At 65.9% G+C, this 24,366-nt stretch carries 27 protein-coding genes; 13 read left to right on the top strand and 14 right to left on the bottom strand.

Translation table 11 applies throughout. From position 1 onward, the window contains the following. The first annotated feature begins 26 nt into the window (after positions 1-26). Positions 27-794, top strand: coding sequence for a DpnI domain-containing protein (locus tag DU475_RS15160; RefSeq protein WP_164632592.1), 768 nt, complete (start codon positions 27-29; stop codon positions 792-794). A gap of 684 nt (positions 795-1,478) precedes the next feature. Here the strand turns inward: DU475_RS15160 and DU475_RS15155 are convergent. Beyond that, positions 1,479-2,732 (bottom strand): acetyl-CoA C-acetyltransferase, encoded by a 1,254-nt coding sequence (locus DU475_RS15155; protein ID WP_164632591.1) that lies wholly within the window; start codon positions 2,730-2,732, stop codon positions 1,479-1,481. Positions 2,733-2,959: 227 nt separating this feature from the next. On the opposite strand from DU475_RS15155, the gene DU475_RS15150 reads away from it, so the two are divergent. After that, complete coding sequence (locus tag DU475_RS15150; protein ID WP_164632590.1) at positions 2,960-3,388, top strand: hypothetical protein; 429 nt, start codon at positions 2,960-2,962, stop codon at positions 3,386-3,388. Positions 3,389-3,435: 47 nt separating this feature from the next. On the opposite strand, the gene DU475_RS24470 is transcribed toward DU475_RS15150, so the two are convergent. Beyond that, the gene (locus tag DU475_RS24470) at positions 3,436-3,567 is read right to left on the bottom strand and encodes a hypothetical protein (RefSeq protein WP_283812090.1); all 132 of its coding nucleotides are present in this window, start codon (positions 3,565-3,567) and stop codon (positions 3,436-3,438) included. Between the two features lie 307 nt (positions 3,568-3,874). Between DU475_RS24470 and DU475_RS15145 the strand changes: the two genes are divergently transcribed. After that, the gene (locus DU475_RS15145) at positions 3,875-4,306 is read left to right on the top strand and encodes a nuclear transport factor 2 family protein (protein ID WP_013504217.1); all 432 of its coding nucleotides are present in this window, start codon (positions 3,875-3,877) and stop codon (positions 4,304-4,306) included. 207 nt (positions 4,307-4,513) lie between these two features. Continuing rightward, positions 4,514-4,948, top strand: coding sequence for a hypothetical protein (locus DU475_RS15140; RefSeq protein WP_013504218.1), 435 nt, complete (start codon positions 4,514-4,516; stop codon positions 4,946-4,948). A 182-nt stretch (positions 4,949-5,130) separates the two neighbouring features. On the opposite strand, the gene DU475_RS24110 is transcribed toward DU475_RS15140, so the two are convergent. From DU475_RS24110 to DU475_RS15130, 3 genes are all read right to left on the bottom strand, one after another. Next, the gene (locus tag DU475_RS24110) at positions 5,131-5,292 is read right to left on the bottom strand and encodes a hypothetical protein (RefSeq protein ID WP_013504219.1); all 162 of its coding nucleotides are present in this window, start codon (positions 5,290-5,292) and stop codon (positions 5,131-5,133) included. Between the two features lie 144 nt (positions 5,293-5,436). After that, positions 5,437-5,919 carry a MaoC family dehydratase gene (locus tag DU475_RS15135; protein ID WP_013504220.1) on the bottom strand — a complete coding sequence of 161 codons (483 nt, stop codon included), beginning with the start codon at positions 5,917-5,919 and terminating at the stop codon, positions 5,437-5,439. Positions 5,920-5,927: 8 nt separating this feature from the next. Then, a complete protein-coding gene (locus DU475_RS15130) occupies positions 5,928-6,395 on the bottom strand; it encodes a MaoC family dehydratase (RefSeq protein ID WP_013504221.1) in 468 nt (155 codons plus the stop codon). A gap of 85 nt (positions 6,396-6,480) precedes the next feature. On the opposite strand from DU475_RS15130, the gene DU475_RS15125 reads away from it, so the two are divergent. Further along, the gene (locus tag DU475_RS15125; protein WP_164632589.1) at positions 6,481-6,774 is read left to right on the top strand and encodes a DUF4282 domain-containing protein; all 294 of its coding nucleotides are present in this window, start codon (positions 6,481-6,483) and stop codon (positions 6,772-6,774) included. A 147-nt stretch (positions 6,775-6,921) separates the two neighbouring features. Here the strand turns inward: DU475_RS15125 and ychF are convergent, their stop codons facing one another. The 4 genes from ychF to DU475_RS15105 all read right to left on the bottom strand — a co-directional run bounded on the left by ychF (position 6,922) and on the right by DU475_RS15105 (position 10,131). Beyond that, positions 6,922-8,019, bottom strand: a complete 1,098-nt coding sequence (ychF, locus tag DU475_RS15120; protein WP_013504223.1) for a redox-regulated ATPase YchF — start codon at positions 8,017-8,019, stop codon at positions 6,922-6,924. Positions 8,020-8,199: 180 nt separating this feature from the next. Continuing rightward, positions 8,200-8,817: an aminoacyl-tRNA hydrolase gene (gene pth, locus DU475_RS15115; RefSeq protein ID WP_164632588.1), complete on the bottom strand. Its 618-nt coding sequence runs from the start codon at positions 8,815-8,817 to the stop codon at positions 8,200-8,202. Positions 8,818-8,838: 21 nt separating this feature from the next. Next, positions 8,839-9,528, bottom strand: coding sequence for a 50S ribosomal protein L25/general stress protein Ctc (locus DU475_RS15110; protein ID WP_164632587.1), 690 nt, complete (start codon positions 9,526-9,528; stop codon positions 8,839-8,841). A 324-nt stretch (positions 9,529-9,852) separates the two neighbouring features. Beyond that, positions 9,853-10,131, bottom strand: coding sequence for an accessory factor UbiK family protein (locus DU475_RS15105; protein WP_011159891.1), 279 nt, complete (start codon positions 10,129-10,131; stop codon positions 9,853-9,855). Positions 10,132-10,384: 253 nt separating this feature from the next. Here DU475_RS15105 and lgt point away from each other — a divergent pair, with 253 nt between their 5' ends. The 5 genes from lgt to DU475_RS15080 all read left to right on the top strand — a co-directional run bounded on the left by lgt (position 10,385) and on the right by DU475_RS15080 (position 15,100). Further along, positions 10,385-11,236: a prolipoprotein diacylglyceryl transferase gene (gene lgt / locus DU475_RS15100; protein ID WP_164632586.1), complete on the top strand. Its 852-nt coding sequence runs from the start codon at positions 10,385-10,387 to the stop codon at positions 11,234-11,236. Then, the gene (locus tag DU475_RS15095) at positions 11,233-12,372 is read left to right on the top strand and encodes a class I SAM-dependent methyltransferase (protein WP_164632585.1); all 1,140 of its coding nucleotides are present in this window, start codon (positions 11,233-11,235) and stop codon (positions 12,370-12,372) included. The genes lgt and DU475_RS15095 overlap by 4 nt, the downstream gene beginning before the upstream one ends. Then, entirely contained in the window at positions 12,369-13,142 is a 774-nt protein-coding gene (pgeF, locus tag DU475_RS15090) for a peptidoglycan editing factor PgeF (protein ID WP_164632584.1), read from the top strand. Before DU475_RS15095 ends, pgeF begins: the two co-directional genes overlap by 4 nt. Before the next feature lie 227 nt (positions 13,143-13,369). Beyond that, positions 13,370-13,978: a hypothetical protein gene (locus tag DU475_RS15085; RefSeq protein WP_164632583.1), complete on the top strand. Its 609-nt coding sequence runs from the start codon at positions 13,370-13,372 to the stop codon at positions 13,976-13,978. 168 nt (positions 13,979-14,146) lie between these two features. Continuing rightward, complete coding sequence (locus tag DU475_RS15080; RefSeq protein WP_041807523.1) at positions 14,147-15,100, top strand: ribose-phosphate pyrophosphokinase; 954 nt, start codon at positions 14,147-14,149, stop codon at positions 15,098-15,100. Positions 15,101-15,355: 255 nt separating this feature from the next. Here DU475_RS15080 and DU475_RS15075 read toward each other — a convergent pair whose 3' ends face one another. After that, positions 15,356-15,889, bottom strand: a complete 534-nt coding sequence (locus DU475_RS15075; protein WP_013504231.1) for a 6,7-dimethyl-8-ribityllumazine synthase — start codon at positions 15,887-15,889, stop codon at positions 15,356-15,358. A 354-nt stretch (positions 15,890-16,243) separates the two neighbouring features. On the opposite strand from DU475_RS15075, the gene DU475_RS15070 reads away from it, so the two are divergent. Together DU475_RS15070 and proC are read left to right on the top strand one after the other, a co-directional pair. Further along, complete coding sequence (locus DU475_RS15070) at positions 16,244-16,744, top strand: type III secretion system chaperone family protein (protein ID WP_013504232.1); 501 nt, start codon at positions 16,244-16,246, stop codon at positions 16,742-16,744. 204 nt (positions 16,745-16,948) lie between these two features. Further along, a complete protein-coding gene (gene proC, locus DU475_RS15065) occupies positions 16,949-17,782 on the top strand; it encodes a pyrroline-5-carboxylate reductase (RefSeq protein ID WP_205524394.1) in 834 nt (277 codons plus the stop codon). A 300-nt stretch (positions 17,783-18,082) separates the two neighbouring features. On the opposite strand, the gene DU475_RS15060 is transcribed toward proC, so the two are convergent. The 3 genes from DU475_RS15060 to DU475_RS15050 form a co-directional block, all read right to left on the bottom strand. After that, entirely contained in the window at positions 18,083-19,471 is a 1,389-nt protein-coding gene (locus DU475_RS15060; protein ID WP_164632581.1) for an ATP-binding protein, read from the bottom strand. 161 nt (positions 19,472-19,632) lie between these two features. Then, positions 19,633-20,355, bottom strand: coding sequence for a response regulator (locus tag DU475_RS15055; RefSeq protein WP_142883503.1), 723 nt, complete (start codon positions 20,353-20,355; stop codon positions 19,633-19,635). After that, positions 20,352-20,906, bottom strand: a complete 555-nt coding sequence (locus DU475_RS15050; RefSeq protein WP_013504236.1) for a MarR family winged helix-turn-helix transcriptional regulator — start codon at positions 20,904-20,906, stop codon at positions 20,352-20,354. The genes DU475_RS15055 and DU475_RS15050 overlap by 4 nt, the downstream gene beginning before the upstream one ends. A 285-nt stretch (positions 20,907-21,191) precedes the next feature. On the opposite strand from DU475_RS15050, the gene DU475_RS15045 reads away from it, so the two are divergent. Beyond that, positions 21,192-22,304 (top strand): branched-chain amino acid aminotransferase, encoded by a 1,113-nt coding sequence (locus tag DU475_RS15045; RefSeq protein WP_164632580.1) that lies wholly within the window; start codon positions 21,192-21,194, stop codon positions 22,302-22,304. A gap of 140 nt (positions 22,305-22,444) precedes the next feature. Here the strand turns inward: DU475_RS15045 and mutL are convergent, their stop codons facing one another. Further along, the gene (gene mutL, locus DU475_RS15040) at positions 22,445-24,232 is read right to left on the bottom strand and encodes a DNA mismatch repair endonuclease MutL (RefSeq protein ID WP_164632579.1); all 1,788 of its coding nucleotides are present in this window, start codon (positions 24,230-24,232) and stop codon (positions 22,445-22,447) included. Positions 24,233-24,366 lie beyond the last annotated feature (134 nt).

Here is a 24,366-nt window from a genome sequence, read left to right as displayed (position 1 = left end):
CGTGAGATGATTTGTTAGGCTGAGCCATGAAACTCGGCTTTGAAGAGACTCAGGCCGCCTACACCAGCGGCTCACAGAATGCCCGCGTCTGGACGGAGACGTGGGTCAAGACCTGGGCTTACTGCCCACATTGCGGCAACCAGAATATTTCCCAGTTTCCGAATAACAGCCCACTTGCCGACTTCTTCTGCGCGTCATGCCGGGAAGAATTCGAACTCAAGAGCCAGAAAGGCAAATTCGGCCCGACTGTCGCCGATGGTGCCTACAAGACAAAGTGTGAGCGTCTGACCGAGAGCAACAATCCCAACTTGTTGCTGATGAACTACGACCTCAAGTCGCTCGAAGTCATCAATCTATTCATCGTGCCCAAGCATTTCTTCGTCCGCGAGATCATCGAGGCACGGAAGCCGCTGGCGCCGACGGCAAAGCGCGCGGGATGGATTGGATCGAACATTCTGCTCGGCCGCATTCCCGAGTCGGGGAAGATACATATCGTCCAAAACCGGAGCATCCGGCCGAAGGACCTGGTGCTGGAGGAATGGCAGAAGACGCTCTTTCTTCGGCAGGAGTCTCTCGAAACCAAGGGCTGGCTGCTCGATGTGATGAATTGCGTCGAATCCATCGGCAAACCGGAATTCACGCTCGATGAAGTCTACGCGTTCGACCAGCATCTGGGTACGCTCTACCCTGACAACCAGAACGTTCGACCGAAGATTCGACAACAGCTACAATATCTGCGCGATCGTGGGTTCTTGGAGTTCGTAGGCAGAGGTTCTTATCGCTTGATCAAATGAGGAGGCGAGCATGGCTTGGTTTCTCAATCACTATGAATGTTATCGTTGTAACCGGCGATGGTCGGACGAATGGTCCTGCATGTGCGACGACGAGTGCCCCTATTGCGAAGCACGAGACAACACGCCCGTCCGGAGCAACGATCTCACCACGCTGGTTGAACGTAGAGGGGCGGAGTTCGTCGTCCTTAGATCGCCGGAGACGGCCGAAGACGATCCAGACTACTTCGAAGTAGCTCGCTTCGAGACAGAGAAGCAGGCCAACGAATTCTTCGCGAGGACGTAGGATGGGTTGAGCGCAGCGAAACCCATCGAACTCCATGCACGCGGGTGATGGGTGTCGCTAACGCTCAACCCTCCGCCATCGTCATTGCGAGGAGCGTAGCGACGGAGAAATCCAGTTCCGTGCGCTGGGCTGGATTGCTTCACTTCGCTCGCAATGACGGAGTGTTGGCGTGGACTACGCCGTCATGCCCGCTCGGGTCCCAGACACCACGTTATCTTTGTAGTAGCGGCCGAAGACGTGGATGGCCGGGACGAGCCCGGCCATGACGGCGTAGAGAGGTCGTGGAAAACAAAAAGGGCGGCGCGTGAGGCGCCGCCTTTTCGCTCACTTCGGCTCTGGTGCGCGGCGCGATGGGTTTCGCTTCGCTCAACCCATCCTCCGATCCCGAGCGCTCCTGCCCGTCACACCCGCTCGATGATGATCGCCGGGGCCATGCCGCCGGCGGCGCACATGGTGACGAGGCCGCGCTTCAGGCCACGGCGCTCGAGTTCGTCGAGCACGGTGCCGACCAGGATCGCGCCGGTGGCGCCGATCGGGTGGCCCAGCGCAATCGCGCCGCCGTTGACGTTGACCTTGGAGCGGTCGAGGTCGAGGTCGCGCATGAACTTCTCGGCGACCACGGCGAAGGCTTCGTTGATCTCCCAGAGGTCGATATCGTCCTTGGTGAGACCGGCCTTCTGCAGCACCTTCTTGGCGGCTGGCACCGGCGCGTTCAGCATCAGGGTCGGATCGTCGCCGATGTTGGCCATCGCCACGATCTTCGCGCGCGGCTTGAGGCCGTGCTTCTCGGCGTAGTCCTTCGAGGTCAGCAGCAGCGCCGCGGCGCCGTCGACCACGCCCGAGGAGTTGCCGGCGTGATGGACGTGCTTGATCTCGAGATCCGGATACTTCTGGTTGATCAGCTTGCGATAGGTTGTGCCCTTGTCGTCGAGCGGATAGTCGGCCATCGCGGTGAAGGCCGGCTTCAGCGCGGCGAGGCCTTCGGCGGTGGTCTCGGGACGCGGATACTCGTCCTTGCCGAGCACCACCTTGCCCTCGTCGTCGACCACCGGAACGATGCTCTTGTCGAAGCGGCCTTCCTGAATCGCGATCGCGGCGCGGCGCTGGCTTTCCAGGCCGAGCGCGTCGAGCGCCTCGCGGCTGATGCCTTCCATGCTGGCGATCGCGTCGCCGCAGATGCCCTGATGCGACTGCGGATGCACCTTGGCGAGACGGGCATTGCCCGAGCCCATGCCGAGCGGCGGCTTGCCGGCCGCCATGTCCTCCGCCGCCATCGACGCGGTCAGCGACATCATTTCGGTGCCGCCGGCGATTACCACGTCTTCCATGCCACTCATGATCTGCGCCGCGGCGAAGTTCACCGCGGTGATGCCGCCGCCGCAGAAGCGGTCGAGCGTGGTGCCGGAGGCCTTGATGTCGTAGCCGGCGTCGAGCGCCGCCATGCGGCCGAGGTCGCCGCCCTGCTTGCCGCGCTGGGTCGAGGTCGACCAGATGATGTCGTCGACGTCGGCGGTGTTGAGCTTGTTACGTTCGGCGATCGCCTTCAGCACGGTGGCGGCGAGGTGCTGGGGATGCATGTCGGCGAGAGCGCCCTTTCCGACTTTACCGATGCCGCGGGGGGTGCGGACTGCGTCGATGATGTAGGCGTCTGCCATCTTGTTCTTCTCCCGATGTTGTTTGCGGTTTGTTGGGGCTTGGCGGCGAGATTGTCCGAGACGGCGACGAAGTCAAGCCGCAGCGGCGACGCCGCACCATGCAATCGTCCCGGCGCGGCGGCTTATGCCGCACGGCGGAACTGGCGAATTGCCAAGCGCGATGCGCCTCTGCATAGTCGCGCGCAAACAAGACACTTCTACCGAGACAGTTCTGGGGGACTATCAACATGGCCGAGGCCGATCTCGACGCGATCATCCGGCAGCTCGCGAAACAGCAAACGAAGACGCTCACGGCCGCGGTGAAGAAACGCCGCGCCGCGCTGCTGGCGCGCGGCGCCAAGGCCAAGGACGCGACCGGCAAGGCGCAGGCCAAGGCGCTGGCGACCGTCGCCTATGAACTCGGACTGGCGGCGACCAAGCGGTTGCAGACCGCCGCCGACAACGCCGCCGATGCCTACGCCCGCGCGATGCGCAAGGCGGCCGAAGATGCCGCCTCGGCAGCCGCAGCGGCTGCCAAGTCCAAGGCGGCGGAGAAATCCAAAGCGGCGGACAAGGCGGCGCCAAAGCCAGGGGCGAAGACCGCGGCCGACAAGCCCGCCGCGAAGCCGGCCAAGACCGGCGCGAAGAAGCGGGCCGCCAAGCAGGCCGGGCGCTGATCCTGATCGTGGCGGGGGGGCGGCTCGAATACGGCCGCCCCCTGCTATCAGCAGGCTATATCGCCCGTCAGCGCCGCGGCGATTTCGCGAATCAGATCTTCGTCGCGCAGGGCGTCTGTCGGGCGCCGTGCCGTTCGCGCCGGATCAGCGCCGATGACGGCCACTGCGGCGACAGCCATCGGCCCGCCGTCACCCTCGGACTTCTCCGAGGTCGCAGCAACCTGATTGCTCGATATCGACCGCGAGTATCCGAAAACTGCAGGAATGCCGGCAGAACTGTGGCGGTTCTGACCGACCGATGCCTGCCGAAAGGGCGGCCGGGTCCGCGAGACGAAATTTGTGCAACGCACAAAATTAGATTGCAATTAGCTCTTAGTGTAACTAATCGAAGCGCATAGCGCAGCAAATCGCGAAGGGCACGGCATCGTCAGCGATGCCCAGGTGCCGCTGCTTGCATTGACACCCAACCTCGAACGGGATTGCCAAATGACAGAGCACAGTCTCTGGCGGTTCTCGCGCGCATTGCATCGCGCCCTCAACGACCGCCAGCAGGAAGACCTCGCTGCCATCCTCGACGACAACATCGACTGGGCGATCTACGGTCCGAGTGCGATGTTTCCCTTCTTCGGCGCCCGTCAGGGCAAGGTCGCGGTGCTGGAAGTCTGCCGGCAGATCGCCGACAGCGTGCGGATCTTTCGCTATCATCGCGAATCGGTGATGCTCGGGGTCGACTCGGCCGCCTCGATGGTGCGCTACTCGCTCACCGCCGCCGGGACCAACCGGCCGATCAGCGTGCGGATGGCGCTGTTCACCCAATTCCACGACGGCCGGCTGACCAATCTGCGGATGGTGATCGACACTTTCGACCTGGTCGAACAGGCCCTCGGCCGCCCGATCCATCTGCCGAAGATCGCCTGAAACAATCGTCGGAGTTGTGGCGCTGCCGGCTTCTCCCCTGGGGCTGGCAGCCGCGTCGTTAATGGGACGTTGAGGATTGTCGCCGAAACACCGAGGCGGCGCCGCAGAACGGCCGCGATGCGGTCAAATTACACTGGAGTGATGCGGCGGCAGATTGCGTGCGGGGGATCCCCGCGCGGCGTGACGCTCAAACAGGGGACCAACCGAATGAACGCCATTCCTTCTGAAAAGATCGAGACGTCGGAAGCCGACGAAAACCTCGCCGCCGTCTCCGAAGTGGAAGCCGGTATCCGTGACTTCGTCCGCAACGACATCGCCTATCTGCGCCGGCCCTCGGCGACGACCTCGCCGGATGCTGCCGCAGCAACCTCCGGGCTGGCGCTCGACAGCACCGCGGAGGCCGCCGTCAACAACGTCAATTCGTTGATCCAGCGGGTCGCCGGCACCTCGCTCGGCGAGATCGAAAGCCTGATCGGCGAACTGGAGGCGCTGCGCGACCTGCTGCACGCCGAAGGTCAGCGGGTTCAGCGCGAGATCTCGAGCTATGCCCAGCTCAGCCAGGCGGCGATGAAGTCCACCCGGATGATCGCCGACAACGTCGCACAGTGGAAACGCACCGCCGACACGCTGCGTCACGGCTGATCCGGCCGCGATCCTGACGATCGCCGGCCCTGAACGTCAAGACACGTCACGACAAGACCCGTCTTGAAACGACAAAAGCAGCCATCGCGAGGTGGCTGCTTTTCTTTTGCGACGGTTCGAATTGCGATTCGGATCGAAGCCGAAAAGGCCGGCGCGGCGGCCGGCCACCCGCGAGCTTCGGCTCAGCGGTCGGAGAACGTGGACGAGCTCGCCACCGGCGCGGGATCGAGACTGTAGGAGCCCACCGCGTAACCCTTCACGATCATTCCGGTGGTGATCATCACCGCGACCGTCACGGTCGCGAAGATCACGCCCACCCATTTCAGTCCAGCCTGGTCAGCCATTGTCTTGAATTTCCCTCAGCCCTGCGTTCGTCGACCGTGACGCTCGCAAGGTTCACAACTTGTTAATATCCCGAGCGTTCCGGAGCCGTCTCGCGGAAAAACCCCGCATTTGGTTAAAATGCCGGCGGTTGTGTCCCGTGCGCCTCACTCCGCATTCGGCCGCCGCGGCACGAATGCCGTGGCGAGGAATGAGAACACCACCTCGCCGCGCTGATTGATCGCGGTGTTGCGGGCCTGCATGATTCCCCATTGCGGACGCGAATCGGACGGCCGCAGATTCTCGATCTGCTTGTAGTAGGTGACGGTGTCGCCGGCCAGCACCGGCTTCAGCCAGCGCAGCTCGCGGAATCCCGGGGACGGACCGCCGGTCGCCACCAGCTCACCACGCTTGGCGGCCTCCGCGGACTCGCGCTGGGCATCCGCAACCATCAGCTTCATACACACCGCGGCGACGTGCCAGCCGGACGCGGCGAGCCCGCCGAACAGAGAGTTCTTGCCGGCCTCCTCGTCGAGGTGGAACGGCTGCGGATCGAACTGCCGTGCGAAGGTCTTGATCGAGTCGGCCGTGAAGGTGAACGAGCCGACCTCGCGGCGTTCGCCGACCGTCATGTCTTCCAGGAAACGCATGGTGATCGCTATCCGTTGCTGCCGGCGGCGGCGGCGCGACGCTTGACGATGATCGGCGACACCATCTCGCTGAGCATCTGGCCGCGGCCGTTGCGCACATAGCACTTGAAGGTGACGATGCCGGTCTCCGGCCGGCTTTTCGACACCCGCGCCTCGATCACTTCGACATCGAGCAGCAGGTCGTCCCCGGGGCGCAGCGGCGACATCCAGCGCATCTCGTCGACGCCCGGCGAGCCGAGCGAGGCGGTGTCCTTGATGAAGCCGTCGTACATCATCCGCATCATCAGCGACGACAGATGCCAGCCCGAGGCCGACATGCCTTGCAGCATCGAGGCGTTGGCGGCGTGTTCGTCCAGATGCATCGGCTGCGGATCGTATTCCGAAGCAAAAGCGATGATCTCCTCGCGCGTGACGCGGCGAGGTCCGTAGCGGCCGAAGTGACCGGGGGCGAAGTTTTCGAAGAACAGGGCTGTCATGGCATTTGCTGGTGGGAGGCCTGATTGTGGCCGTTATTGCGGTCGATCACAACCCCATCATTCGGTTTGTTGGGGGAGACCACCGATGTTCAATTTTCGGGACCTGTTTCAATGGGACCGGTTCATCACGCCGACCATCATCAAGACCTTCTATTGGCTGGTGATCGCGATGATCGTGCTGTTCGGCATATCCGGCGTGTTTTCCGGGCTGGCGGCGATGGCGGTGAGCCCGTTCGGCGGTTTTCTCCTGGTGCTGTCCAGCCTCGCCTCGATCCTGGTCGGGATCGTGTTTTCGCGTATCGTCGCCGAGTTCGTGCTGATCGTGTTCCGCATCAACGAACACCTCGGCGCGATCCGCGACCAGCAGGGGTTCAGATAACAAAGTGACCGTCATTCCGGGGCGCGCGCAGCGCGAACCCGGAATCTGGAGATGATTTAAGACAGCACCGCAAAGAACGAGATTCCGGGTTCGCTCGCAGGCGCGAGCGCCCCGGAATGACTCGATGAGAGGCGGAGCTGCTTCGGTTCAGGTGTTGAACCTGAAGTGCATCACGTCGCCGTCGGCGACGATGTATTCCTTGCCTTCCAGCCTGAGTTTGCCGCCGTCGCGGGCGCCGGCTTCGCCGCCCAGACGGATGTAGTCGTCATAGGCAATGGTCTCGGCGCGGATGAAGCCCTTCTCGAAATCGGTGTGAATCACGGCGGCGGCCTGCGGCGCCTTGGTGCCCTTGGTGATGGTCCAGGCGCGGGCTTCCTTGGGGCCGACCGTGAAATAGGTGATCAGGTGCAGCAGCTCGTAGCCGGCGCGGATCAGCCGGTCGAGACCGGCCTCGTGCAAGCCCAGCGTGTCGAGGAAGTCGGTGCGCTCTTCCTTCGACAGCGTCGCGATCTCGGATTCGATCTTGGCCGAGATCACCACCGCGACCGCGCCTTCTTCCTTGGCACGCGCCATCACCTGTTCGGAGAACTTGTTGCCTTCGGCGGCCGAGCCTTCCTCGACGTTGCAGACGTACAGAACCGGCTTCGAGGTGAGCAGGCCGAGCATCCGGAACGCGCGCTCTTCCTCCGGCTTGCGCTCGAGGAAACGCGCCGGCTTACCGTCGCGCAGCAGCGTCAGCGCGCGGGTGACGAGCTCAAGCTGCTCCTTGGAATCCTTGTCGCCGCCCTTGGCCTTCTTGGTCAGGTTGTCGACGCGCTTTTCGAGACTCTCGAGATCGGCGAGCATCAGCTCGGTCTCGATCGTCTCGATATCGGCGAGCGGCGCGACCCGGCCCTCGACATGGGTGATATCGCCGTCCTCGAAGCAGCGCACCACATGCGCGATCGCATCGACCTCGCGGATGGTGGCGAGGAACTGGTTGCCGAGACCTTCACCCTTGGAGGCGCCCTTCACCAGGCCGGCGATGTCGACGAAGGTCAGCCGGGTCGGAATGATCTGCTGCGACTTGCCGACCTCGGCCAGCTTGTCGAGCCGCGGATCCGGCACCGCCACCTCGCCGACATTCGGCTCGATGGTGCAGAACGGATAGTTCGCCGCCTGCGCCGCCGCAGTCTCGGTCAGCGCGTTGAACAGCGTCGACTTGCCGACGTTCGGCAGTCCGACGATCCCGCATTTGAAGCCCATGTCGTCCTCTTTTCAGACTCCGTCATGCCCGGCCTCGTGCCGGGCATCCACGTCTTGCGGCGCTGCTGCTCGGCGAAGGCGTGGATGGCCGGGACGAGCCCGGCCATGACGGCAAATGTGTTGACGGCGATCGCCACCGAGTTGGCGTCACACGCGGCTCCAAGCCCGGCGATGACGTTCCTACTTGTTGCTGCCCTTCGGCTCGCCCTTGTCGTTGTCGTAAAATCCCTTCGCCTGCATCGCCAGATGCACCTTGTTGGCGAAGGAGGCGTCCTTACCCTTGGCGATCAGGCCGGCGTTGTCTGCGGCGATCTCGCATAACGCTTCGACCCAGGGCCGTTCGCTCTTGGCGAAATCGCCGAGCACGTGATTGTGCACCAGCTCCTTCGCGCCCGGATGGCCGACGCCGAGCCGGACGCGAAGATACTCGTTGCCGATATGCGCCGAGATCGAGCGCAGGCCGTTGTGCCCGGCGATGCCGCCGCCGACCTTCACGCGAACTTTCGCCGGCGGCAGTTCGATCTCGTCGTGAAACACGGCAACCTCGTCCTGCCCGATCTTGTAGAAGCCGGCCGCTTCCTGCACGGCGCGGCCGGATTCGTTCATATAGGTCGACGGCTTCAGCAGCGTGATGCGGATCCCGTCGAGCACGCCGTCGGCGGTCTCGCCCTGAAAACGACGGCGCCATGGCGAGAAGCCATGACGCCGTGCGATCTCGTCGATGACCATGAAGCCGATGTTGTGCCGGTTGTCCTGGTACTTCGTACCGGGATTGCCGAGCCCGACGAACAGCCGCATGACGCGGAACCCCGCGCCGGATTACTTCTTCTTGGCCGCCGGAGCCGCAGCCGCCGGAGCCTTGGCGGCAGCCGGAGCCTTCGCCGCAGCGGCCGGCGCGGCAGCGGCCGCAGGTGCGGCACCCGCCGCAGCCTTGTCCTCGTTGTAGCCCGACGGCGGCACGATGGTGACCAGCGTGACGTCCTCACGCGACACCGACTTGACGCCGGTCGGCAGCGCGATGTCCGACAGATGCAGCGACACGCCGATGTCGAGGTTCGACACGTCGGCTTCGATGAACTGCGGAATGTTCTCGGCCGGGGCTTCGAGCTCGACGGTGTGGGTGACGATGTTGAAGGTACCGCCGCGCTTCACGCCCGGGGCGACTTCGAGACCCTTCAGATGCAGCGGCACGCTGACGCGGATGGTCGCACCGGCGCCGAGCCGCAGGAAGTCGACGTGAACCGGGAAGTCCTTCACCGGATCGAGGTGATAGTCGCGCGGGATGACGCGATGCTTCTTGCCGTCGAGAACGACGTCGAACACCGTGGTCAGGAACCGGCCGGCCAAAATCCGCAGGCGAAGCTCTTTCTCTTCGACCGAGATCGGCAGCGGGGGCTGGTTGTCACCGTAGATCACTCCGGGCACGCGGCCGGCGCGACGCTCGGCCCGGGCGGCCCCCTTGCCGCTCTTCGGACGCGCGGTCGCCTTCAGTTCCAAGACGCTCGTCATCTGCTTAAGTCCTTGATCTGTAAAAAGTTAAAGGCCGCGAAGCGGCCCATTGCAGACGTCGCGGCAAGCCTCCAGGGGTGCGGGGGCCGCTGACGTGCCGGGGTTCTAGCCGCAAAGGCCGCAAATGACAAGGAAATCGCATTTTCCGAGCACGGCCTCATCCTGAAGAGCCCGGCGCCGCCCGCAACGCGGCGGCGGGGCGTCTCGAAGGATGCACCCGGATGTCGGCTTGACCTCATTGGCCTTCATGGTTCGAGACGGCCGCTTCGCGGCCTCCTCACCATCAGGGACTCAAGCAGGCAAACTGGCGCCTGTCCGCCGTCCTTACGCCAGCGCCGTCGGGGGTTCGGAGCCGCCGCCCTGACGGGCTTCCAGCGCGGCGATCCGGGCTTTCAGCGCCTCGTTCTCTTCGCGGGTGAGGCGGACCATCTCCTTGAACGCCTCGAACTCCTCGCGCTTCACCAGATCGAGGTCGCGCAGGATCTTCTCGGCCTGGCTGCGCACCACCCCATCGATCTCGCGCTTGACGCCCTGCGCCGCGCCGGCGGCGTCGTTCATCAGGCGGCCGATCTCGTCGAAAAGCCGGTTGTTGGTCTGGGTCATGGTCGAGATCTCCGTCGCGCATCGTGCGCGGTTGCAGGCCGAACAGGCGTTGGCGGTGACAATGGCGATGGATCGGGCCTACTTCAAGGCCGCCCGACGCGCCCCGCGCCGGCCCGATCCAATGTGCCCCTCCTTGCGACGTTCGCACCCTCGTCGCAAGGTCGATTTAAGGATCGGTCGACAGCTCCGGCGGCGCGCGCGGCGGCAATTGACGCTGTACCGTTGCGGGCTTTGGAGATAAGCCAAACCCACAATGCCATTCTTCGCCGTCGCCTTTCCCGTATTCGATCCGGTGGCCGTCGCGATCGGTCCGTTCGCGATCCGCTGGTACGCGCTGGCCTATATCGCCGGCATTGTGGTCGGCTGGCTGTACGCCCGCATCCTGATCAAGCGTCAGCGGCTGTGGGGCGGCCCGTCGCCGATCTCGCTGGAGGCGTTCGACGACTTCATCCTGTGGATCACCATCGGCATCATCCTCGGCGGCCGCGCCGGCTATGTGCTGTTCTACAATCTCGACTTCTTCATCCGGCATCCGGCGGAGATCTTCGAATTGTGGAAGGGCGGAATGTCGTTCCACGGCGGCTTCATCGGCTGCGTGCTGGCGGTCGTGCTGTTCGGATGGAAGCGCAAGGTGCCGATCCTGTCGCTCGGCGACATCACCTGCGCGGTCGGCCCGATCGGGCTGTTCCTCGGCCGCATCGCCAACTTCATCAACGGCGAATTGTGGGGCCGGCCGGCCGACGCCTCGGTGCCGTGGGCGATGGTGTTTCCCAATGCCGGGCCGCTGCCGCGGCATCCGAGCCAGCTTTATGAAGCCGGACTCGAAGGCATCGCCCTGTTCGTGATCCTGGCGCTGATGATCCGCGCCGGCGCGCTGAAGCGGCCGGGCCTGATCATCGGCGCGTTCCTCACCTTCTATGGCCTCGCCCGCATCACCGGCGAATTCTTCCGCGAGCCCGACCCGCAGCTCGGCTTCCTGTGGGGCGGCATGACCATGGGGATGCTGCTGTCTGTGCCGATGGTGATCGTCGGCATCGCGGTGATGATCACGACCTGGCGGCGCGGACGAGCGGCGGCGCCCCGGTCCGGCGAGGTGGCGTCATGATCGACCAGACTGCGCTCGCCACCGAGATCAAGCGGCTGATCAAGGCGGCCGGCCCGATGCCGGTGTGGCGCTACATGGAATTGTGCCTCGGCCATCCCGAGCACGGCTATTACCTCACCCGCGATCCGCTCGGCCGCGAAGGCGATTTCACCACTTCGCCCGAGATCAGCCAGATGTTCGGCGAACTGCTCGGGCTGTGGTCGGCTTCGGTGTGGAAGGCCGCCGACGAGCCGCAGACGCTGCGGCTGATCGAGATCGGACCCGGCCGCGGCACCATGATGGCCGACGCGCTGCGCGCGCTGCGGGTGCTGCCGATCCTGTACCAGTCGCTCAGCGTGCATCTGGTCGAGATCAATCCGGTGCTGCGCCAGAAGCAGCAGACCACGCTGGCCGGCATCCGCAACATCCACTGGCACGACAGCTTCGACGACGTGCCGGAAGGCCCCGCCGTCGTTCTCGCCAACGAATATTTCGACGTGCTGCCGATCCACCAGGCGATCAAGCGCGAGACCGGCTGGCACGAGCGGGTGATCGAGATCGGCTCGGCCGGCGAATTGGTATTCGGCGTCGCCGCCGATCCGATCCCCGGTTTCGAGGCGCTGCTGCCGCCATTGGTGCGGCTGGCACCGCCCGGCGCGGTGTTCGAATGGCGGCCGGACGCCGAAATCCTCAAGATCGCCAGCCGGGTGCGCGACCAGGGCGGCGCCGCACTGATCATCGATTACGGCCATCTGCGCAGCGACGTCGGCGACACGTTCCAGGCGATCGCCAGCCACAGCTATGCCGATCCGCTGCAGCATCCCGGCCGCGCCGACCTCACCGCGCATGTCGATTTCGACGCGCTCGGCCGCGCCGCCGAAAGCGTCGGCGCCCGCGCCCATGGTCCGGTGACGCAGGGTACGTTCCTGAGGCGGCTCGGCATCGAAACCCGCGCGCTGTCGCTGATGGCGAAGGCGACGCCGCAGGTGTCGGAAGACATCGCCGGCGCGCTGCAGCGGCTGACCGGCGAAGGCCGCGGCGCAATGGGCTCGATGTTCAAGGTGATCGGGGTCTCCGATCCGAAGATCGAGACCCTGGTCGCGCTCAGCGACGACACCGATCGCGCCGCCGAGCGCCGGCAAGGGATCAGCGGATGATCATCACCTCGCCGCTGCTCGGGGCCGCGCCGGGCGTGCGTCACGCGTTCTTCACCCGCGAGGGCGGCGTATCCGAGGGGATCTATGCCGGGCTGAACGCCGGCGTCGGCTCGAACGACGACCCGGCCAAAGTCGCCGAAAACCGGCGGCGGATGGCAGCAGCGCTCGGGGTCGCGCCGGAGCATTTCCTCACCGTCCATCAGGTGCACTCGCCGGACGTGGCGGTGGCCGAGGCGCCTTGGGCCGCGGCGAACCGGCCCAAGGCCGACGCCATCGTCACCCGGACGCCGGGTCTCGCGATCGGAGCCTCTGCGGCCGATTGTGGTCCGATCCTGTTCGCCGATCCGGCCGCGCGGGTGATCGGCGCCGCCCATGCCGGCTGGAAGGGCGCGCTGACCGGCGTGCTGGAATCCACCCTCGATGCGATGGAACGGCTCGGCGCCGACCGCAGCCGCGTCGTCGCCGCGATCGGCCCGCTGATCCGGCAGCCGTCTTACGAGGTCGGCGACGAGTTCGTCGCCCGCTTCACCGCGGCCGATCCGGCCTACGCGGCCTTCTTCGCCGCAGCCGAACGCGCCGGCCACGCGATGTTCGACCTCGGCGGCTTCATCCAGATGCGGCTTCAGACCGCCGGGATCGGGGCGATCGACGATCTCGGCATCGACACCTATCCGGACGAGCGATTCTTCTCCTATCGCCGTACCACGCATCGCAACGAGCCGGACTACGGCCGCCACGTCCATGCCATCGTGCTGGACGCGGACGCCTGAGTGCCGCGCCTCCGGCAAGCGGCAATGATGAACGAGAATTAACCACGTTGGTTTACGCCCGAGCCCCCAGCAGTCGCGGCAATCGATTGAAAATTTTAGATAAATTTGATCCGGCCGGCGGCAAAGGGTTAACCTGGGACGCGCCCCGCCCTAGACCTTAATGCATTTTAACGATATCGCTTCCGTCGTTCGGCGGCCGCTGCGCCGCGCTTTCGACGGGACCCTGCATGTTGGCTCGCCTGCCCCGCCTGATCGCCTCGCGCACGACGCGCACCGCCCTTCTGCTCACACTGCTCACCGGCCTCGCCGGCTGCGTCACCCAAGGCGGCCCCGGTGCCGGTCCGATGGCTTCGGCAGACGGCAGCGGCGTCGCGTTCGAGTCGATCGACGGCCCGCCGCCGCAGGTGTTCGACCGCATGGTCGCGGTGCTCGACAGTGAATCCAAGCTGCGCCAGATCCCGGTGGTCTCTCGCGAGGGCGGCGCGGCCTATCGGGTCCGCAGCTATCTGTCGGCGCAGGTCCGCGGCAATCGCACCAACATCGCCTGGGTATGGGACGTCTACGACCGCGACCAGCAGCGCGCGCTGCGGCTGTCCGGTGAGGAACCGGCCGGCAACGGCCGCGATGCATGGGCGCAGGCCGACGACGTGGTGCTGCGCCGGATCGCCCAGGCCGGCTTGACCGGGCTCGGCCGATTGGTGAACGGCGGGTTACCAGCCGAGCCGGCCGCGCCTTCGGCGCCAGCGGCGAGCGGTCCGGCGATCGCGAGCGCCGAGCCGGCACCGGCGGCAAGCAGCGATGCGCCCTCCGCAGCCCTGAGTTACGCTGCACGCTGATTGCCGCAATTGCACGCGACATAGGTCGAATCCGCACCGGAAAACCGTCACGATGGGTTGCCATCGCTGGCGGGCGACTGATATCACCTCGCTCGCAAAACAGTCCGATTTCGCGAGTCAACCGATATGCTGAACGTAGTATCCACCGCGCCGAGGGGGGACGCGTCGATGTCGGGCAAGAACGGATCGGTCAAACTGGTCGCCGGCAATTCCAATCCGGCGCTGGCGCGCGACATCGCGCAGTGGCTGAACATGCCGCTGACCAAAGCCAGCGTCCGCCGCTTCGCCGACAATGAAGTGTTCGTCGAGATTCAGGAGAACGTCCGCGGCTCGGACGTCTTCATCATCCAGTCGACCTCGTTTCCGGCGAACGACCACCTGATGGAACTCCTGATCATCACCGACGCGCTGCGCCGTGCCTCGGCGCGCCGCATCACCGCGGTGATCCCGTATTTCGGCTACGCCCGGCAGGACCGCAAGGCGGGACCGCGCACGCCGATCTCGGCCAAGCTGGTCGCCAATCTGATCACCCATGCCGGCGCCGACCGGGTGATGACGCTGGACCTGCACGCCGGCCAGATCCAGGGCTTCTTCGACATTCCGACCGACAACCTCTACGCCTCGCCGGTGATGGTGCGCGACATCAAGGAGCGCTTCGACCTGTCGAAGGTGATGGTGGTGTCGCCCGACGTCGGCGGCGTGGTCCGCGCCCGCGGTCTCGCCAAACGCATCAACGCGCCGCTGGCGATCATCGACAAGCGCCGCGAACGCGCCGGCGAATCCGAAGTGATGAACGTGATCGGCGAAGTCGCCGGCTACACCTGCATCCTGCTCGACGACATCGTCGATTCCGGCGGCACGCTGGTCAACGCCGCCGAAGCGCTGCTGGCCAACGGCGCCACCGACGTCTATGCCTACATCACCCACGGCGTGCTGTCCGGCGGCGCCTGCGCCCGCATCACCAATTCCAAGCTCAAGGAACTGGTGATCACCGACTCGATCCAGCCGACCGAAGGCGTCTGCAAGGCGCCGAACATCCGCACCATCTCCATCGCCTCCCTGATCGCCGAAGCGATCGGCCGCACCGCGGCGGAAGAGTCGGTGTCGAGCCTGTTCGACTAAGTTTCCCTGATCTCCGTCGTCATTCGACGCAATCAGCGTCTCTTTTGTCATTCCGGGCGCGCGAGTAGAGCTCGCGAACCCGGAATCTCTTCATCGACAAGAAAGCCGTCATTCCGGGGCGCTCACGAAGTGAGCGAACCCGCAAATCTCGACGTTCGAGGCACCAGCGATATTTCAACAATCTCTGGATTCCGGGTTCGCGAGCTTCGCTCGCGCCCCGGAATGACGGAGTCGTTCGACCACACGATCCCGCGACTACACGATCCCCGCTGCGACCTGGCCGCGCAGGCGTTCGAGGCTGAGCAGGGTGTCGGCGCAGGCGTGGGCGAGTTCGGCGCCCTTGGCGGTGAAATGCTGCGTGAAGCGCTCGGCTTGCGGCGCGTCGCGATCGAAGCCTTGCGGCGTCGCCACCGCGGAGAACACCGGCACCTCGGTGCGCAATTGCACCTCCATCAACGCCTCGATCACCGTCGGCGCGACGAAGCCGGTCAGCCCGTCGTCGACCACGAGGCCGGCGGCGACGATCGCGGTATAGCGCCGGGTCTTCGCCAGAAGCTGCACATGCAGCGGAATTTCGAACGAGCCCGGCACCTCGAACAGATCGACCTGCGAAGCGGGGATGCCGCGCACGACGATCTCGCGCTCGAACGACTCCCAGCAAGCGCCGACCACGTCGCGATGCCACGACGATTGCACGAAGGCGACGCGCTGCGGCTTGGCGAAGCGCGGATAGGTCCGTTCGGCCGGCGGCGGAGCCGTTTCGGCGGGATCGGTCATGGTGTCGGTCATCGGCAGGCTCGCTCGGCTGTGATCTGAAGGTCGGCCCAGGCTACCAGCGGGCGCGCACGAATCAAAGTTGCGGCCGCGTCGAAAGACTCGTGTGGAGCGAATTCCGCGCGCCGGACTCGGACCACGCGAATCCGATTCCGTTTTGTTCTCGCCCTGCTCGCTCGGCTGTGGACGGGTTACTCTTTGGTTGTGGAATTGGCGAAGCCCGGCATTGCACGGATTCCGCAAATCACATCATTTCATCCCTGCAACCTCGGTTCGTCCGGACTAATCCTTCCGGCACGAGCACGGGTACAGGCGCGTACCGGCCTGCCTCATGCGTATCAGCATAATCCAACGTAAGGTCGAGACGGCATGCCCTTGCTCGAAGGCATCATCGATTCACGAAATAATCCGCTCGCGGTCGTCGAAGACATCGCAGCGTCGAACGACCTCGCCTTCGAGCGCTCCGGCGAGGACGAAATCACCATCGTCGCCAAGGGCCAGTGGACCGACTACACGCTGTCGTTCACCTGGATGCACGAGATCGAAGCGCTGCATCTGGCCTGCGCCTTCGACATGAAGGTGCCGGCCGCACGCCGCACCGAGACGCTGCGGCTGATCGCAGCGGTCAACGAACAGCTCTGGGTCGGTCATTTCGACGTGTGGAATCACACCGGCACCGTGATGTATCGTCAGGCGCTGGTGCTGCCGGGCGGGCTCGCCGCCACCGAAGCGCAGTGCGAGACCATGCTGATCAGCGCCATCCACGCCTGCGAGCGCTACTACCCGGCGATCCAGTTCACGGTGTGGGCCGGCAAGACCGCCGCCGAAGCAATGAGCGCGGCGATGTTCGACACTCAGGGCGAGGCCTGACGGCTCCCTGCTCGATTTCTCCGTCATTGCGAGAAGGCAAAGCCGACCAGGCACTCCGTGCACTGATCCTCTGGATGCTTCGCCTTCGGCTCGCAATGACGTGGAGAGGCCACTTGCGCGTTTCGGCCCTTGTGAGCGCTGCCGCCTTCTCCTAGAACGCTGACCGGATGACGCCGCCGCCTGCGGCGCCGATGGATGCGCGCGATGACCACTTTCTCGAAGTCTCCACTGCAACAGCTCGGCGGCACGGTGGTGCTGGCCGGCGCCGGCAAAATGGGCGGCGCGCTGCTCACCGGCTGGCTGGCGCAGGGACTGGACGGCGGCGACGTGGTGGTGATCGAACCGCATCCCACCGACGACATCGCCGCGCTGAGCGCGCGCGGCGTCCGCCTCAATGCCTCCGCCAGCGACGTCGGCGCGGTGTCGACGCTGGTGGTCGCCGTCAAGCCGCAGATGTTCGCCGACGCCGCCGCGGCGCTGCGCGGCTATGTCGGGCCGTCGACCCTGGTGGTATCGATCATGGCCGGCAAGCCGATCGCAGCGCTGTCCGAGCAACTCGGCGGCCATGTCGTTCGCGCGATGCCGAACACGCCGGCCGCGATCGGCCGCGGTATCACCGTCGCGGTGGCGGCCAGCAACGTCACCCCCGCGCAGCGCAGCACTGCCGATGCGCTGCTGCGTGCCACCGGCGGCGTCGAGTGGGTAGAGGACGAGGCCCTGATCGATGCCGTGACAGCGGTGTCCGGCTCGGGCCCGGCTTACGTATTCCTGCTCGCCGAAGAGCTCGCCCGCGCCGGTGTCGAAGCCGGCCTGCCGGAAGAGCTCGCGATGACGCTGGCGCGCGCCACCGTCGCCGGCTCCGGCGAACTGCTGCACCGCTCCGACCTCGACGCCGCAACGCTGCGCAAGAACGTCACCTCCCCCGGCGGCACCACCGCCGCGGCGCTGGAGGTGCTGATGGCGGAGGACGGCTTCCGCCCGCTGCTGACCCGCGCGGTGGCGGCGGCGACGAAGCGGTCGAAGGAATTGGCGAAGTAAGCAGAATACCGACGTCATGCGCGGGCTTGACCCGCGCATCCATCGCGCGCAAGCGCGCGCTCAGATGCAGCAGCATTCCGCGAAGAGGATGGATCGCCGGGTCGAGCCCGGCGATGACGCTTCGTTAAACACACCCACGTCATCGCCCGGCTCGTCCGGGCGACCCAGTATTCCAGAGCGCTCGTGTGAAATAACTGGCGCTCTGGAATACTGGATCACCCGCATGCGCGGGTGATGACGATTGAGGATGGAGAGACGCCGCGAACGACACGAATACAACTACACCGGCACCCGCTACAACTACACCGGCACCCGCACCGTCGCGCGCAGGCCGCCCATCGGGCTGTCGCCGAGGGTGATGTCGCCGCCGTGCGAACGGGCGATGTCGCGGGCAATGGCGAGGCCGAGGCCGGTGCCGCCTTCGTCCTGGTTGCGGGCATCGTCGAGCCGCAGGAACGGCTTGAACACTTCCTCGCGCATCGCCGTCGGAATCCCCGGACCGTCGTCGTCGATGGTCACCGTCAGATAGCGGTGATCGCGCTGCCCGGTGATGGCGATGGTGTGGGCGTGGCGAGCGGCGTTCGACACCAGATTGGCGAGGCAGCGCTTGAATGAGGCCGGCTTCACCGTCACCACCGGCTGACCGGTGAAGGCGACGCTGACGACGTGGCCATGGCGTTCGGCGTCGGAGCGCAACTCCTCCAAGGCCGCCGCCATGTCGGTCGGCTGCGCCTGCTCGCCGCTGTCGCCGCGCGCGAACGCCAGATACGCCTCCAGCATCGCCGACATTTCGTCGACATCCTTGCGCATCCCCTCGGTCTCGGGCGCGTCGCCGATCAGTTCGAGTTCGAGCTTGAAGCGAGTCAGGATGGTGCGCAGGTCGTGGCTGACGCCGGCCAGCATCGCGGTGCGCTGCTCGATCGAGCGCTCGACGCGGGCCTTCATCTCGATGAACGCATAGGCGGCGCGCCGCACCTCGCGGGCGCCGCGCGGCCGGAAGTTCGGCACGTCGCGGCCCTTGCCGAAGCTCTCGGCGGCGTCGGCGAGCCGCAGCACCGGCCGGATCTGATTGCGCAGGAACAGCACCGCGACGATCAGCAGCACCGTCGACGTGCCGACCATCCATAGCAGGAAGATTTCGGAGTTCGACGCGTAGGCCGCACTGCGCAGCGCGAACACCCGCATCACCGCATCGTCGAGCTGGATGCGGATCTCGACCAGGCTGGAGCGGCCGACAGTATCAATCCAGAACGGCCGCGCGATCTGCCGGCTGATCTGCTTGCTGATCGACTGATCGAGCAGCGAGAAAAACGGCTTCGGCCCGGGCGGCGGCATTTCGCCGGGGCCGAGGAAGTCGACGACGAGCCCGAGCCGGGTCTGCGCGATCCGCCGCAGCACCGCGCGGTCCTTGTCCTGCGGATAGCTCTTGTAGACGTCGATCAGCGTCGCGATGTCCTGCACCACCGCCGCCGACAGCCGCTGCGTCACCGTGTTCCAGTGCCGCTCCATGAACACGAAGGCGATCACCGACTGCAGCAGCACCATCGGCACGATGATGATCAAGAGCGCGCGGGCGTACAGCCCCTTCGGCATGAAGTCGTTGAAGCGCTGCCCTAAGTAACCGTTGGCCGCCGACACCCGCCGCGTCGCGGAGCGGATCAGCGTCAGCCCGGTGTCGAGCGTGCTCATGACGAAGGCCGCCCAACTGCGCGAGCGCCGTCCCTTTCAGCGACGACGCTGAAAGCAAAGCCCTCGCCCCAAGCACAGCGAGCCCCCTCGCCCCGCCCTTGCGGGGAGAGGTTGCACGGTGCCTGGGGCAAAGCTCTGCTCATCACCAAACTAATCAGGCCCTACGGCGCCGCCACCAGGCGGTAGCCGATGCCGCGGACGGCTTGCAGGAATAGCGGGTTGGCTGGATCGCGCTCGATCTTGCGGCGGAGGCGGTTGATCTGGACGTCGACCGCGCGCTCGTTGGCATTGCCGGCGCCGGATAGATCGCCGCGCGGCACGGTTTCGCCGGGGGCCGCCGCCAGCATCCGCAGCATGTCGCGCTCGCGGTCGGTCAGGTGAACGATCTCGTCGCCCTGGCGCAGTTCGCCGCGCTCGATGTGAAACACGTAAGGCCCGAACGCCACCGTCTCGGCCTTGGCGGCCGGCGCCGGCGCGGTGCGCTTGAGGATATTGCCGATCCGCAGCAGCAATTCGCGCGGCTCGAACGGCTTGGCGACGTAGTCGTCGGCGCCGATCTGCAGCCCCTCGATCCGGCTCTCCGCCTCGTGCCGGGCGGTGAGCATCACGATCGGCACGTCGGATGTCTGGCGGATCGAGCGGGCGAGATCGAAGCCGGTCTCGCCCGGCATCATCACGTCGAGGATCAAGAGGTCGAAGTCGAGCCCCGCCAGCTTGGCGCGGGCGTCGCGCACGCTCTGCGCGGTGGTGACGCGGTAGCCCTCGGAGGCGAGAAACCGCGACAGCAGATCGCGGATCCGGCGGTCGTCGTCGACCAGCAGCAGATGCGGCGCGTCGTCGGCGGGGCGGACCGGTTTCTTCGCCAGTGCTGCGAGCTGGATCACGTCACGTCCTTTGCGCTGGCGCCGCCGTGCAGGATGGTCTGGAGCACCTTGTCCGGATCGTCCCGATCGATCATGGCGCGGAGGAATTTGCCGACCGCCTCGGCGCCGGCGGGCGGAAGATCGCGCAGCGCGCGGTCGATCCGCTCGGTCTGCAGCCGGGCCAGTTTCTCCACCAGCGCCTCGCCCTTTGCGGTGGCGAAAAGAAGGCGCTGGCGGCGGTCGCTGTCGCCGGCCTTCTGCACGATGTAGCCCTCGTCCAGGAGCTGCTTCAGCACCCGGCTGAGAGACTGCTTGGTGATCCGGAGCACGTCGAGCAGATCCGCCACCGTCAGGCCGGGATAGCGGCAGACGAAATGCACCACGCGGTGGTGGGCGCGGCCGAAGCCGAACGCCTCCAGCACATGGTCGGCATCGCCGACGAAGTCGCGATAGGCGAAGAACAGCAGCTCGATGATGTCCCAGCGCGGCGGATGCGGGTCCGCACCGGACGCAGTCTCCGCAGGGATGTCGGCGGTCGGCCGAACCATCTCGTTGAAATTTATGTCAGCCATGTTGACATATCAGGTCTTTATGTTACAAAACCGCCGACCAAGACGAAATATTCGACTATTCCGCTTGCGACCCGCGCCCGTGCAGTCCGATAAAGGAAAGCTGCCCGGCGGCCTGCATGCGATGGTCGGACGGCTCGGCCGAAACATTAGCGGAGTTCGGCAATTCCGCCAAAGACATCTCCCGGCGATGCGTCGGGACCGATAACCACCCTATGCGGCCGGCTTCGCAGCGGGATCCGCCACAACCACGGCCACCCGCAGGCGCGCCGGTCCAGGAGAAGATCGATGGGAGTTTCGTTCGACAAGATCGACGGCTCGCTCTGGCTGAACTTCGACATCCAGCCCTCGGCGAACCCGACCCCCGACAAGGAACGCGACGCGAAGCTGGAAAATCTCGGCTTCGGCCGGGTCTTCACCGACCACATGGCGATCGTGCGCTACGACCAGACCCACGGCTGGCACGGCGCCCGCATCGAGGCGCGCTCGAACTTCCCGCTCGATCCGGCTCACGCCGTGCTGCACTACGCGCAGGAGATTTTCGAGGGTCTCAAGGCCTACAAGCGCGACGACGGCGGCGTGAACCTGTTCCGCCCCGACGCCAATGCGCGCCGCTTCCGCGACAGCGCCGACCGCATGGCGATGGCGCAGCTTCCCGAGCAGGTGTTCATCGAGGCGATCGAGCAACTGGTGAAGATCGACCGCAACTGGATTCCGGGCGGCGAAGGCAGCCTGTATCTGCGGCCGTTCATGATCGCCAGCGAGATCTTCCTCGGCGTCAAGCCGTCGGCGGAGTACATCTTCTCGGTGATCGCCTCGCCGGTCGGCTCGTACTTCAAGGGCGGCCCCGCCCCGGTGTCGATCTGGGTGTCGGAGAACTACACCCGCGCCGCGGTCGGCGGCACCGGCGGCGTCAAATGCGGCGGCAACTACGCGGCGTCTTTGCGCGCCCAGGCCGAGGCGATCGAGCGCGGCTGCGACCAGGTGGTGTTCCTCGACGCGCTCGAGCGCCGCTACGTCGAAGAGCTCGGCGGCATGAACGTGTTCTTCGTGTTCGACGACGGCTCGCTGTCGACGCCGCCGCTCGGCACCATCCTGCCCGGAATCACCCGCGACTCGATCATCACGCTGGCGCGCGACGCCGGCCGCGTAGTGCGCGAGGAGCCGTACACGATCGATCAGTGGCGCGCAGATGCGGCAAGCGGCAAGCTCAAGGAAGCGTTCGCCTGCGGCACCGCCGCGGTGATCTCGCCGATCGGCAAGGTGTGCTCCAACCACGGTGACTTCACCATTGGCGGCGGCCAGGCCGGCGAGGTGGCGATGGGCCTGCGCAAGCAGCTCGTCGACATTCAATACGGCCGCGCCGAGGACAAGCACGGCTGGATCAAGAAGGTGTTCTGAGGGTCTATTAGTTAGGCACCACTCTCACCACGAGTCATTCCGGGGCGCGAGCGACAGCTCGCGAACCCGGAATCTGTTGGCTTCATAACTGCGAGATTCCGGGTTTGCCGCTGCGCGGCGCCCCGGAATGACGGAGCCAACTACCTCCGCCCGAACAGCTTCTCGATATCCGCCAGCGTCAGTTCGACATAGGTCGGGCGGCCGTGGTTGCATTGGCCGGAGTTCGGGGTGGCTTCCATCTCGCGCAAGAGCGCGTTCATTTCCTCCGGCTTGAGCACGCGCCCGGCCCGCACCGAGCCGTGGCAGGCCATGGTGGCGGCGACGTGCATCAGGCGGCGTTCCAGCGGCAGCGCTTCGTCCCATTCGGCCATGTGTTCGGCGAGATCGCGGAGCAGACCGCCGGCATCGGTCTTGCCGAGCAGCGACGGCGTTTCGCGCACCGCCACCGCGCCGGGGCCGAAGCTCTCGATCACGAGGCCGAACTTTGCCAGCTCCTCGGCCCGCGCGACCAGGCGCTCGACCGTCGCCTCGTCCATCTCGACGATGTCGGGGATCAGCAGGATCTGGCGCTGCACGCCGTTGGCTTCGAGCGACGCCTTCAGCCGCTCATAGACGATGCGCTCGTGCGCCGCGTGCTGATCGATCACGATCAGGCCATCGCGGGTTTGCGACACGATGTAGGTCTCGTGGATCTGCGTGCGCGCAGCACCCAGCGGCCGGTCGAGCAGATCCGGCGTCACCTCGGTCGGGCGAATGTCGGCGCTCGGCGCACCGACATCGAACGCCGCCTGCGCCCGCTCGGCGAACGACGGCGCCGCGCTGCCGCCGACCGGATAGGACGGCGACGCGCGCCAGTCCCAATTCGCCGGCGGCATCGAGGCGGGACGAAACGTCGAGATCACGCTGCTGGCACTGTTGGCCGCGGTACGGCGTCCTTCGCGCGCCAGACCTTCCTTCAACGCATGCACGATCAGCGCGCGGACCAGGCCGGCATTGCGGAAACGCACCTCGGTCTTGGCCGGATGCACGTTGGCGTCGACCTCGCGACTATCCAGCGTGACGAACAACGCCACCACCGGATGGCGGTCGCGCGGCAAGTAGTCGGAATAGGCGGCGCGCACCGCCCCCAAGATCAGCTTGTCGCGCACCGGGCGGCCGTTGACGAACAGATACTGCCCGAGCGCATTGGCGCGGGTCAGCGACGGCGCCGCGGCGAAGCCTTCGACCACCACGCCCTCGCGCTCGGCGCGGACCTCGATGGCATTGGCGCGGAAGTCGGCGCCGAGAATGTCGCCGAGCCGGATCAATTGCCCCGGCGCGCCGGGCAGCGCCGCTGCCCAGGTCACCGGCGCGCGCTCTTCGCCGGCGAGCGTGAAGGCGACGTCCGGCCGCGCCATCGCCAGCCGCCGCACCACCTCGCGGATCGCCTCGGCCTCGGTGCGATCGGTCTTGAGAAACTTCAGCCGCGCCGGCGTTGCAAAGAACAGATCGGCGACTTCGACGCGGGTGCCCTGGCTCAGCGCGGCCGGCGCGATCGGGGTCTTGTCGCCACCCTCGACCCGCATCGCCCAGGCGTGCGGCTCGCTGGCATGGCGCGTGGTGATCGACAACCGCGCCACCGCGCCAATCGACGGCAGCGCTTCGCCGCGAAACCCGAGGGTGCGGATCGCCAGCAAATCCTCGTCGTCGAGCTTGGAGGTGGCGTGGCGATCGACCGCAAGGGCGAGGTCCGCCGCCGTCATGCCGGAGCCGTCGTCGGCGATCACGATTTTCCGCCGGCCGCCGCCATCCGAGAAGATGTCGATCCGGCTGGCGCCGGCGTCGATCGCGTTCTCGACCAGCTCCTTCACCACGCTCGCCGGCCGCTCCACCACCTCGCCGGCAGCGATGCGGTTGACGATGGTTTCGGGAAGCTGGCGGACGGGCATGCGGCGACTCGGTTGGCAGAGCGCGGACTTTAGGGGAGCGAAGGAGGAATTGCGACGCTAGCGCTGCCGATCCCCTCCCCCTTGCGGGGCGGGTCGGCCGAGCGAAGCGGAGGCCGGGGTGGGGGGCCCCGGGC

The sequence above is a fragment of the Rhodopseudomonas sp. WA056 genome, assembly GCF_010906995.1.
Classification (GTDB): Bacteria; Pseudomonadota; Alphaproteobacteria; order Rhizobiales; family Xanthobacteraceae; genus Rhodopseudomonas; species Rhodopseudomonas palustris_G.
Note: the sequence above shows the minus strand (reverse complement) of the source record. Positions and strands in the feature narration are given on the sequence as shown.

Excerpts from the sequence above, each read along its gene's own strand:
- DU475_RS15140 (WP_013504218.1), top strand. The coding sequence starts at position 4,514 with ATGAACGCCATTCCTTCTGAAAAGATCGAGACGTCGGAAGCCGACGAA.
- DU475_RS15075 (WP_013504231.1), bottom strand. The coding sequence starts at position 15,889 with ATGACCGACACCATGACCGATCCCGCCGAAACGGCTCCGCCGCCGGCC.
- pgeF (WP_164632584.1), top strand. The coding sequence starts at position 12,369 with ATGATCATCACCTCGCCGCTGCTCGGGGCCGCGCCGGGCGTGCGTCAC.
- DU475_RS15145 (WP_013504217.1), top strand. The coding sequence starts at position 3,875 with ATGACAGAGCACAGTCTCTGGCGGTTCTCGCGCGCATTGCATCGCGCC.
- DU475_RS15135 (WP_013504220.1), bottom strand. The coding sequence starts at position 5,919 with ATGCGTTTCCTGGAAGACATGACGGTCGGCGAACGCCGCGAGGTCGGC.
- DU475_RS24470 (WP_283812090.1), bottom strand. The coding sequence starts at position 3,567 with ATGGCTGTCGCCGCAGTGGCCGTCATCGGCGCTGATCCGGCGCGAACG.
- DU475_RS15095 (WP_164632585.1), top strand. The coding sequence starts at position 11,233 with ATGATCGACCAGACTGCGCTCGCCACCGAGATCAAGCGGCTGATCAAG.
- DU475_RS15070 (WP_013504232.1), top strand. The coding sequence starts at position 16,244 with ATGCCCTTGCTCGAAGGCATCATCGATTCACGAAATAATCCGCTCGCG.
- DU475_RS15130 (WP_013504221.1), bottom strand. The coding sequence starts at position 6,395 with ATGACAGCCCTGTTCTTCGAAAACTTCGCCCCCGGTCACTTCGGCCGC.
- DU475_RS15060 (WP_164632581.1), bottom strand. The coding sequence starts at position 19,471 with ATGAGCACGCTCGACACCGGGCTGACGCTGATCCGCTCCGCGACGCGG.
- DU475_RS15155 (WP_164632591.1), bottom strand. The coding sequence starts at position 2,732 with ATGGCAGACGCCTACATCATCGACGCAGTCCGCACCCCCCGCGGCATC.
- DU475_RS15085 (WP_164632583.1), top strand. The coding sequence starts at position 13,370 with ATGTTGGCTCGCCTGCCCCGCCTGATCGCCTCGCGCACGACGCGCACC.
- DU475_RS15150 (WP_164632590.1), top strand. The coding sequence starts at position 2,960 with ATGGCCGAGGCCGATCTCGACGCGATCATCCGGCAGCTCGCGAAACAG.
- DU475_RS15110 (WP_164632587.1), bottom strand. The coding sequence starts at position 9,528 with ATGACGAGCGTCTTGGAACTGAAGGCGACCGCGCGTCCGAAGAGCGGC.
- pth (WP_164632588.1), bottom strand. The coding sequence starts at position 8,817 with ATGCGGCTGTTCGTCGGGCTCGGCAATCCCGGTACGAAGTACCAGGAC.
- DU475_RS15050 (WP_013504236.1), bottom strand. The coding sequence starts at position 20,906 with ATGGCTGACATAAATTTCAACGAGATGGTTCGGCCGACCGCCGACATC.
- DU475_RS15080 (WP_041807523.1), top strand. The coding sequence starts at position 14,147 with ATGTCGGGCAAGAACGGATCGGTCAAACTGGTCGCCGGCAATTCCAAT.
- DU475_RS15160 (WP_164632592.1), top strand. The coding sequence starts at position 27 with ATGAAACTCGGCTTTGAAGAGACTCAGGCCGCCTACACCAGCGGCTCA.
- DU475_RS15045 (WP_164632580.1), top strand. The coding sequence starts at position 21,192 with ATGGGAGTTTCGTTCGACAAGATCGACGGCTCGCTCTGGCTGAACTTC.
- DU475_RS15105 (WP_011159891.1), bottom strand. The coding sequence starts at position 10,131 with ATGACCCAGACCAACAACCGGCTTTTCGACGAGATCGGCCGCCTGATG.
- DU475_RS24110 (WP_013504219.1), bottom strand. The coding sequence starts at position 5,292 with ATGGCTGACCAGGCTGGACTGAAATGGGTGGGCGTGATCTTCGCGACC.
- lgt (WP_164632586.1), top strand. The coding sequence starts at position 10,385 with ATGCCATTCTTCGCCGTCGCCTTTCCCGTATTCGATCCGGTGGCCGTC.
- mutL (WP_164632579.1), bottom strand. The coding sequence starts at position 24,232 with ATGCCCGTCCGCCAGCTTCCCGAAACCATCGTCAACCGCATCGCTGCC.
- DU475_RS15125 (WP_164632589.1), top strand. The coding sequence starts at position 6,481 with ATGTTCAATTTTCGGGACCTGTTTCAATGGGACCGGTTCATCACGCCG.
- proC (WP_205524394.1), top strand. The coding sequence starts at position 16,949 with ATGACCACTTTCTCGAAGTCTCCACTGCAACAGCTCGGCGGCACGGTG.
- ychF (WP_013504223.1), bottom strand. The coding sequence starts at position 8,019 with ATGGGCTTCAAATGCGGGATCGTCGGACTGCCGAACGTCGGCAAGTCG.